The 3,022-nt window shown below is 60.1% G+C and carries 3 protein-coding genes and 1 pseudogene; all 4 read right to left on the reverse strand.

Annotated features, from left to right (window positions below; translation table 11 throughout):
- A partial coding sequence (locus tag Q0R02_RS04135; protein ID WP_293881115.1) for a hypothetical protein occupies window positions 1-218 on the reverse strand: 218 nt, incomplete at its 3' end.
- Between the two features lie 126 nt (window positions 219-344).
- Entirely contained in the window at window positions 345-1,124 is a 780-nt protein-coding gene (gene istB / locus Q0R02_RS04140; protein WP_293881117.1) for an IS21-like element helper ATPase IstB, read from the reverse strand.
- On the reverse strand, window positions 1,114-2,640 hold the full coding sequence (gene istA, locus Q0R02_RS04145; RefSeq protein WP_293881119.1) for an IS21 family transposase: 1,527 nt from the start codon (window positions 2,638-2,640) through the stop codon (window positions 1,114-1,116). Before istA ends, istB begins: the two co-directional genes overlap by 11 nt.
- Before the next feature lie 113 nt (window positions 2,641-2,753).
- Window positions 2,754-3,022: pseudogene (locus Q0R02_RS04150) on the reverse strand (Tn3 family transposase); the annotation flags it as partial.

Here is a 3,022-nt window from a genome sequence, read left to right on the forward strand (position 1 = left end):
TTCCATCCGAAATAGCGTTGATGGTGATCTTCGGCGTTGCGCTCGTCCAACAAGCTCAGGCGCCGCCAGAATTTCGGTGCGACGCGGACCAGAAGCGCGGCAATTAACTGGCGCTCTTCTGCCCTGCCACCGCGCTGGCCAGCCTTCCAGCCCGGAAGGCTGGTATCGGGCGTGTAGGAAAAGAGGCGGAACTCTCGAACCGTTTCCTTGCCCGTCATAGCTGCTGCCAGCGAGAGGCGGTCGGGCGGTGTTTCCCAGGTTGTAGATTTCCGCTGAGAAGTGACCCGGTATTTCCATCGAGAAGTGACCCGGTTGGAGGTATGTCCCGCAGAGCGGGGTTTGGGTCAAGCGGGTGATTTTTCCTTTCGTATTTTTGGGGCGGCAGAGCTGGCCCTGAACCGGAAGCTGTCATTGCCAGTCTCGATAATGTGGCAATGATGGGTGAGGCGATCGAGCAGCGCGGTGGTCATCTTGGCGTCGCCGAACACCTCGGCCCATTCGCTGAAGCTGAGGTTGGTGGTGATGATGACGCTGGTGCGCTCGTAGAGTTTGCTAAGTAGGTGGAACAGAAGCGCGCCGCCTGACGGGCTAAACGGCAGATAGCCCAGTTCGTCGAGGATGATGAGGTCAAGGCGCAGCAGGCGCTCGGCGAGTTGGCCTGCCTTGTTCATCGCCTTTTCCTGCTCGAGTGCATTGACCAGATCGACGGTGGCAAAGAAGCGGACCTTCTTGCGGTGATGCTCGACGGCTTGGACTCCCAGCGCAGTGGCGATGTGCGATTTGCCAGTGCCAGGGCCGCCTATCAGCACGACGTTGTCAGCGCGGTCGATGAACTCGCCGCCATGGAGTTGCCGAACCAAGGCTTCGTTGGCCTCGCTGGATGCGAAGTCGAAGCCTGCCAGATCTTTGTAGGCTGGGAACCGGGCGGCCTTGATCTGATAGGCGATGGACCGGACTTCGCGCTCGGCCATCTCTGCCTTGAGCAACTGTGAGATCATCGGCACCGCAGTGCCGAAGGCTGGAGCACCTTGCTCGATAAGGTCGCCGACCGCTTGTGCCATGCCATACAACTTCAGCGCCTTTAGCATGACGACAACGGCGGCGCTGGCGGGATCATGACGCATGACGCAGCCCTTCGTCGCGCAGAGCATCATAACGTCCGACATTAGCCAACGGCTCCTGGGCAAGGCGCAGAGCCTGTGGTGCATCAATCGGCGGCGCCGGTGGAGCCTTACCATCGATCAAGCGATGCAGGATGTTGAGGACGTGGGTCTTGGTGGCGACGCCCGCCTCCAGCGCCAGTTCGACAGCGCACAGAACTGCCTGCTCGTCATGCTGCAGCACCAACGCCAGTATCTCCGCCATCTCCTTGTCCCCGCCGGGACGGCGCAGAAGCTGGCTTTGCAGCTGCTTGAAGGCCTCTGGTAGCTGCAAGAAAGGCGCACCATTGCGCAGCGCTCCCGGCTTGCGCTGGACTACTGCCAGATAATGCCGCCAGTCATAAATCGTTTGCCCGCCGGTGTGGTGGGACCGGTCGATAATCCGCGCATGCTCGCACAAGATCTGCCCCTCTGCCGCAACCACGATCCGCTCGGGGTAGATCCGGACGCTGACCGGACGGTTGGCAAAGGATGCCGGGACGCTGTACCGATTGCGCTCAAAGCTGATGAGGCAGATCGGTGACACCCGCTTGGTGTGCTCGACAAAGCCATCGAAGGTGCGCCCCAGCGGCATCAGACTGCCAACCTCAGCGGCATGTACATCGGCGACGGTGCCGGGCAAGTTGCCATGTTGGATATCGCCCCATTGCACGATGCACTGTTCCTCGAGCCAAGCATTGAGCGCATGGATATCCGGGAAGCTCGGCAACTTCTGCCACAGCCGCCGTCGCGCATCTTGGACGTTCTTCTCGACCTGTCCTTTCTCCCACCCCGAGGCCGGATTACAGAACGCAGGCTCGAACAGGTAATGGCTGGCCATCGCGGTGAAGCGGGCGTTGACCTGTCGGGCCTTACCCTTGCCGATCTTATCGACCGCAGTCCGCATGTTGTCGAAGATCCCGCGCTGCGGCACCCCGCCCAGCACGCGGAATGCTTGCGCCAGCGCATCAAACAGCATCTCGTGGGTCTGGAGCGGATAGGCGCGGACAATGAACGCCTTGCTGTGCGACAGCTTGGTGTGGGCTGCCTGTAGCTTGACCCGCTCGCCGGCCAAAATCGCCCAGTCTTCACTCCAGTCGAACTGGAACGCCTCGCCTGGCTGAAAAATCAGTGGCACGAAGGTGCCCCGCCCGCTGGTCTGCTGTGCCAACTGCCGGTCAGCCTTCCACGCCCGCACATAGGCAGCGATGCGATTGTAGGACCCTTCATAGCCCAATACGACCAGATCGGCGTGCATCTGCTTCGCCGTGCGCTTCTGCTTGCGCGACTTGCCAGCCTCGACTTGCAACCAACCCGTCAGCTTCTCAGAAAACGGGTCCAACTTGCTCGACCGGTCAGGTACCTTGAACTGCGGCAACACCGTATCCGCGCGCAAGTATTTGCGGATCGTGTTGCGCGATAAACCTGTGCGCCGTTCAATCTCACGAAGTGGCATCTCATCCCGGAAACGCCACCGACGAATTACACTCAATAAGTCCATGTTGATCACTCCTGATACCCCTGACCGGTCAGCCAGAGGCAGGTTCAAACATGGGTCAAATCTCAATGGAAACTTATGCCCCTACCGGGTCACTTCTCAGCGGAAATCTACAAACAGCGCTTGAGCTGCGAGTAGATGCAGGTCGCCTGACGTTCTATATGCCAGTAAATCATAACGCCGCGACCGCGGTAGCGGACATGCCATTCTGCCATCAGGTTCTGATCCCACGCGCCAAGCTTTGTAGAATCCGAAGCGCAGGCGGTTCCGGCCTCGCCCCACACGCGTTGATCGCGCATCGCGAGGATCGCGTTGGTCACCAGTGCGGTTGCACTACGCAGCGCCTCCTTATGGATGAAGCGGCGACGAACATGCAGCAACTCGG

The organism is Sphingomonas sp. (assembly GCF_025353885.1).
Classification (GTDB): Bacteria; Pseudomonadota; Alphaproteobacteria; order Sphingomonadales; family Sphingomonadaceae; genus Sphingomonas_O.

Bases quoted from the DNA above. Each gene is read 5' to 3' on its own strand.
- istB (WP_293881117.1), bottom strand. From the start codon at position 1,124: ATGCGTCATGATCCCGCCAGCGCCGCCGTTGTCGTCATGCTAAAGGCG.
- istA (WP_293881119.1), bottom strand. From the start codon at position 2,640: ATGGACTTATTGAGTGTAATTCGTCGGTGGCGTTTCCGGGATGAGATG.